At 71.7% G+C, this 6,278-nt stretch carries 1 protein-coding gene; it reads left to right on the top strand.

The features are described from left to right. Positions 1-97 precede the first annotated feature (97 nt). Positions 98-6,278: beta strand repeat-containing protein (locus AXA74_RS23540; protein WP_211269881.1), on the top strand; the 6,181-nt coding region annotated here is incomplete at its 3' end.

The following is a 6,278-nucleotide window of genomic DNA, read 5'->3' as shown; positions in this document are numbered from 1 at the left end:
GGCCCCGACAGGCGGCAGCAGTCCGGGCGCGGGCGGCGGCGCGGGCGGCGCGCCCCAAACAGGCGGCAGCGCCGGCCTGGGCGGCGGCGGCGGCGGCATGTCCGCGATATACACCGGCGGCGGCGGCGGGCTGGGCGCCAACGGAGGCGCCGGATGGGAACCTATCGGCCAAGGCGGCAGTTCGCAACCATTGACGGAACTGGTGACCGGGGCGACGCAGCCGGCGGCCGGCTATGGCGGCGGCGGCGCCAGGACCTCGTCCGGGGCCATGTTGACCAGCGGCCATGCGAGCACCGACGTGCTCGGCGTCGGCGGCGGCGGGGGCGGCGGCGGCGCCTCCAACGGCGGCAGCGGCACAGCCGGCTCGCTCACGCTGTCCAGATCCGATGTCTCTATCCTGGGTTCGGCGCTGGTGGGCGGCGGCGGGGGCGGCGGCGGATACATCGGTAATGGCGGCGCGGGCGGCGATGGAACGCTGACCCTGCTTGACGGCACCTCTCTCAGTGTGGGGGACACCCTGCTGGTGGGCGGTTCGGCGGGCGGCCGCGGCGAGGGGCTGGGCGGCGCGGGCGGCGCCGGCAAAATCGACATGGTGGATTCCACGATCGTCATCGGCAAGAACCTGATCCTGGGCGGCTATAGCAGCAGTTCGGCGACGGGCGGCAGTGGCGAACTTTCCATTGGCACGACCACCAATGGCGCCGCGGCCATCAACTTCCAGCCCGGCGCCAGTTTCACGATCAATCCCAACGGCACGCTGCGCGTGGGCGTGGCCTTGTATGGCGCCGCCTTCAATGGGCTGGACCGCCTGACCAACAACGGCAACATCTTCCTCACCCAGGCGGATGCCAGCTATGTCTTCCGGCCCGGCCTCACGGGCAATGGCAAGGTCACGATCAACACCATCGGCACGACCATCCTGAACGGGGATCTTTCCGCCTACAACGGCTCGATAGCGGCGGTGGGGCTGGGCGCGCTGCAGATCGGCGATGCCGGTTCCACCTGGGCCAGCGCCAGCGGCCAGATCTCCGGCGATAGCCAATTGATCTTCGGCCAGGACGCCGACCTGATCTTTGGCGGCAGCATCGCGGGCAGCGGCGGCCTGACCCATGCGGGCACGGGCCGCCTGACGCTGACCCGGACCAACCAGGTCAACGGAGAGATCGTCGTCGACCGCGGCACGCTGGCGCTGGACGGCGGATCGCTGATCGCCCCGTCCGGCAAGCTGAGCGTGGGCACGGCCGCCAATGCCGGCGTGGAATTGCGCAACGGCGCCATGCTGGAAACGCACGACGCCAATATCGGTGTCGCCGGCACCGGCAGCGTGAAGATCGGCGGCGGCAGCTCCTGGCTGAGCAACTTCGCCTATATCGGCTACACCAACACCGGCTCGCTCGTCATCGATAGCGGCGGCACCGCCACCAGCGCCCGCGGCGTCGTCGGCCTTGCGGGCGACGGCAGTGTCATGGTCAGCGACGCGGGCAGCCGCTGGGAGGCGAGCACCGGGCTCCTGATGAACCCGCAAGGCGGTCGCCAAAGCTCGCTCACCATTGCCAATGGCGGCACCGTCACGGCCCGCCAGGTCGAACTGGGCAGCGGCGGCGGGACCGGCAAGAGCACGATCTCGCTCCAGGGCGACAGCACCGCGCGCGGGGTGCTGGAGACAGGCGGCATCATCCTGCATGGCGCCGATGCCGCGCTCGATTTCAATGGCGGCATCCTCAAGGCCACGCAGGACAGCACGGATTTTCTGTCCAATATCGGCGCCGCCCAGACGCAGCTGACCGGCGGCGGCCTGCTGTTCGACACCAACGGGCATCAAGTCACGATCACCAGCCAGCTCAACGGCACGGGCGATCTCAGCAAGCTGGGCACAGGCACGCTCACGGTCAATCGCATCGACTCGACCGGCGCGGTCGGCGTCCTGGCCGGCACCCTCAAACTGGGCAGCTCGCAGGCGATGGTCACGGGCGCGAACAGCGTCTCCGTGGCCGACGGCGCCATCCTGGATCTCAATGGCTACGAAGCCACGGTCGGCCGCCTGGCCGGCGACGGCCGGGTCGCGGTGAACGATGCCGTGCTGACCGTGGGAGGCAGCAACCAGGACTCCACCTTCGGCGGCATTATCAGCGGCACGGGCCGTCTGACCAAGACCGGCACGGGCAAGCTCACCCTCACGGGCGCCAACGACTACACCGGCATGACCTACATCCTGGCAGGCACCCTGGCCGCCGGCGCGGCCAATACCCTGGGCCGTGGCAGCCTGGCGGTGGGCTCGCCCGCCGTGCTTGACCTGGGGGCTTATTCACAAACCGTCGGCGATTTCCTGGGCACCGGCACCGTCGCCCTGGGCGGCGCGACGCTGACCACCAACACCACCGGCTCCACCATTTTTTTCGGCCGGCTGACCGGCACGGGAAACTTCGTCAAGCAAGGCGGCGGCGTCGTGTCGCTGGCCGGCACGAGCGACTACGTCGGCACGACCCATGTCCAGCAGGGCTCGCTCCTGTTCCTGAACTCGGCCGCCCTTGCCCCCGGGGCGCTGCGGATCGATGCCGGCGCCTCGGCCTATCTTGACCCGGCAGGCATATACAGCGTCTCCTCGCTGGCCGGCGGCGGCGTGCTCGATCTGGGCTCGGCCCCGCTGAACGTAGGCGACAGTAACAGCACCCAGTTCACGGGCGTGCTGGCGGGCACCGGCGGCGCCCTGTTCAAGACAAACACCGGCACCCTGACGCTGTCGGGCGACAACACCTACTCAGGCAATACCGGCGTGCTTGGCGGCACGCTGCGCGTGGACGGGTCCATCGCCAGATCCAGCAGCGTCACCGTCTATGCCGGCGGGACGCTGGCCGGCGAAGGCGTCGTCAGCGCCACCACGGTGAAAGCCGGCGGCATCCTGGCGCCGGGCAGCGCCGGCAGCGTGCTGACCGTCAACGGCGCTCTGACGCTGGAGCAGGGTTCGCGCCTGAACGTCGTGCTGGGCGCGCCCGGCACGCCGGCCGCGCCTGGGGCCAGCAGCGGGCTGCGGGTCGCGGGCGACCTGTCGCTCGACGGCACGCTCAACCTGGCCTCGAGCGCCAGCGACCTCATCGGCTACTACCGCCTCATCAGCTATGGCGGCGCGCTCTCGGGCAATGGCTTGACCATCGGCAACACGCCCGTCGGCTATCTGCCCGCGCAGTTCACCACCGTGCAGAACGTGCCCGGCAATATCGACCTGAAGGTCACCACCCTGGGCGACAACGCCTTGCAGACCTGGCAAGGCGCCGGCGGCAGCTGGACCACGGCCGGCGCCCAGTGGTTCAACGATGGCGGGCAGACCCCCGTGGCCTGGGCCGGCAATCACGCCGTTTTCATGGGCACGGCCGGCACCGTCTCCGTGGACAACGCCGCCAGCTTCAAGGGCTTGCAGTTCGTCAGCGACGGCTGGCAACTGGCCGGCGCCGCCGCGCTGACCACGGACGCCGGCGGCAGCGAGGTCCGCGTGCTGGCCGGCAACACCGCCGCCATCGCCACCGCTATCCAAGGCAGTGGCGGCCTGAACAAGACCGAGGGCGGCACGCTGGTGCTCTCGGGGGCCAATGGCTATACCGGCGGCACCACCGTCTCGGGCGGCGTGCTGTCCGTCTCCAGCGATGCCAACCTGGGCCTGGGCATCGGCGGCGTGACGCTCAATGGCGGCACCTTGCGCGTGAGCAACACCGGCTATGGCAGCACCGCCCGCGACCTCACCGTGGGCGCGGGCAATGGCGCGCTGGACCTGGCCGGCGACTTCCACCTGAACGGCCACCTGTCCGGCAATGGCAGTCTGAGCAAGCTGGGCACCGGCACCCTGTTCCTGGAGCAGGGCAGCAGCGCCTTCACCGGCACCCTGGCCCTGGCCGCCGGCGCCCTGTCCGCCCAGGCCGTCAATGCCCTGGGCGCCTCGGCCGTCACCCTCGCCGGCGGCGCCACGCTGGCGCTCAACGGCTACAGCCAGACCCTCAAGTCCCTGGCCGGCGCCGGCAATGTGCAGCTGGGAGCGGCCACGCTGCGCACCGGCGCCGACAACACCAGCACCACCCTGTCCGGCGCCATCACCGGCACCGGCAGCCTCATCAAGCAGGGCACGGGCAACTTCACGCTCAGCGGCGCCAATCTCTACTCCGGCGGCACCTCCATCGAAAGCGGCACGCTTACCGCCGGCCGCGGCCAGGTCCTGGGCACCGGCGGCCTGACCGTGGCCAATGGCGCGCTCATGGACTTCAACGGCTACGACCAGACCCTGACCACCCTGGACGGCGCGGGCGAGGTCCGGCTCGGCTCGGCCGCCCTCACCGTGGGCGCGGGCGACCTCGACAGCCACTTCGCCGGCGCCCTGGACGGCGACGGCTCGCTCACCAAGCTGGGCGCCGGCACCCTCACCCTGTCGGGCACCAGCCACTACACCGGCCCGACCACCGTCTCGGCCGGCACCCTGGCCGTCGATGGCGCCATCAGCGGCTCGGCCCTCCAAGTGGCCAGCGGCGCGCGCCTGGCCGGCAACGGCACCGTGGGCTCGACCACCGTGGCCAGCGGCGGCCGCCTCGCGCCCAGCGGGCTGGGCAGCCTGCATATCGCCGGCAACCTCTCCCTGGCCGCCGGCGCGGCGCTGGACTACCAGCTCGGCGCGCCCGGCACCCCCTCGGCCCCCGGCGCCGGCAGCCACCTGCAAGTCGACGGCGACTTGTCGCTCAACGGCACGCTCAACCTGGACGACAGCGCCGGCGGCCTGGGCTATTACCGCCTCATCCGCTACGGCGGCGCCCTCTCGGGCGGCGGGCTGGTCCTCGGGGCGTCCCACTTGGATGCCGGCCAGTACCGCATCGTGCAGAACCTGCCCGGCAGCATCGACCTGCGCATCGGCACCGTGGGCAGCAACCTGCTGCAGACCTGGACGGGCGGCAACGGCGTCTGGAACACCAGCACGCAGGACTGGACCAATGACGGTGGCGACCTGCCCGTGGCCTGGGCGGGCAATCACGCCGTCTTCATGCAGAACGGCGGCGCCCGCATCGACGTGCAGGGCAGCCCCTCCTTCGCCGGCCTGCAATTCGTGGCCGACGGCTATCGCCTGCAAGGCAACGGCCGCCTGCTGACCCAGGCCGGCGGCAGCGAGATCCGCGTGCTCGGCGGCAATACCGCCACCATCGCCACGGCCATCGGTGGAGCCGGCGGCATCGACAAGACCGAAGGCGGCACGCTGGTGCTCGCCGGCGCCAACGACTATGCCGGCGGCACCCGCATCTCCGGCGGCGTGCTGGCGGTCTCGCGCGAGGCCAACCTCGGCTCGGGCGGCCTCACGCTCAACGGCGGCACGCTGCGCATCGCCGACGCCGGCTACGCCGTCTCGGCGCGCGCCATCGAAGTGCAAGCCGCCGGCGGCGCCCTGGATCTGCCGCATGACTTCACGCTGCAAGGCGCGCTCTCGGGCAGCGGCGCCCTCATCAAGCGCGGCGCGGGCCTGCTCACCCTCACCGCCGATAGCAGCGCCTACCGCGGCGCGGCCACGCTGGCCGCGGGCGGCCTGTGGCTGGGCGACGCGGCCCGTCTGGGAGGCACCCTCACGGCCCGCGACGGCACCCTGCTCGGCGGCACCGGCACCCTCGGCTCGACCACGGTCCAGGCCGGCGCCGTCCACTCGCCCGGCAGCCCCATCGGCACCCAGACCATCGTGGGCGACTACGTCAACCGCGGCACGCTGCGCATCGACGCCACCCCCTCCGACCACGACCGCCTGGCCGTCTCCGGCGGCGTGGACATCGCCGGCGCCACGCTGGACCTGCGCCTGTCGCCCGATGACGCGGCCAGCTGGAAGCCCCGGACCGGCCCCTACACCCTCATCGCCAAACAGAGTCCGGGCGCCGTCGTGGGCGAGTTCGCCCGCCTGAACAATCCCCTGCTTTTCATGAACGCCTCGGTCGATACCCGTGGCGGCGACGGCAACGACGTCACGCTCACCCTGCAGCGCAATGACCTCAGCCTGGCCAGCCTGGCGCTCACCGCCAACCAGCGCGCGGTGGCCGGCAGCATCGAAGGCCTGCCGGACAGCCATGAGGTGTGGCGCACCGTCATGCTGAGCACCGACGCCGCCGCCCTCGGCCAGGCCTTGAGCCAGCTCTCGGGCGACACCCATGCCGGCGTGGTCTCGGCGCTCAGGGCCACGGGCCCCGCGCCCGCCGCGCAGAACGGCCTGGCCGCCCTGCGCGGCAACCTGGCCGCGCCCATGGCGCCCGGCGCGCCCACGGCCGCCGCCG

The sequence above is a fragment of the Bordetella hinzii LMG 13501 genome, assembly GCF_001548475.1.
GTDB classification, from domain to species: domain Bacteria; phylum Pseudomonadota; class Gammaproteobacteria; order Burkholderiales; family Burkholderiaceae_B; genus Bordetella; species Bordetella hinzii.
Note: the sequence above shows the minus strand (reverse complement) of the source record. Positions and strands in the feature narration are given on the sequence as shown.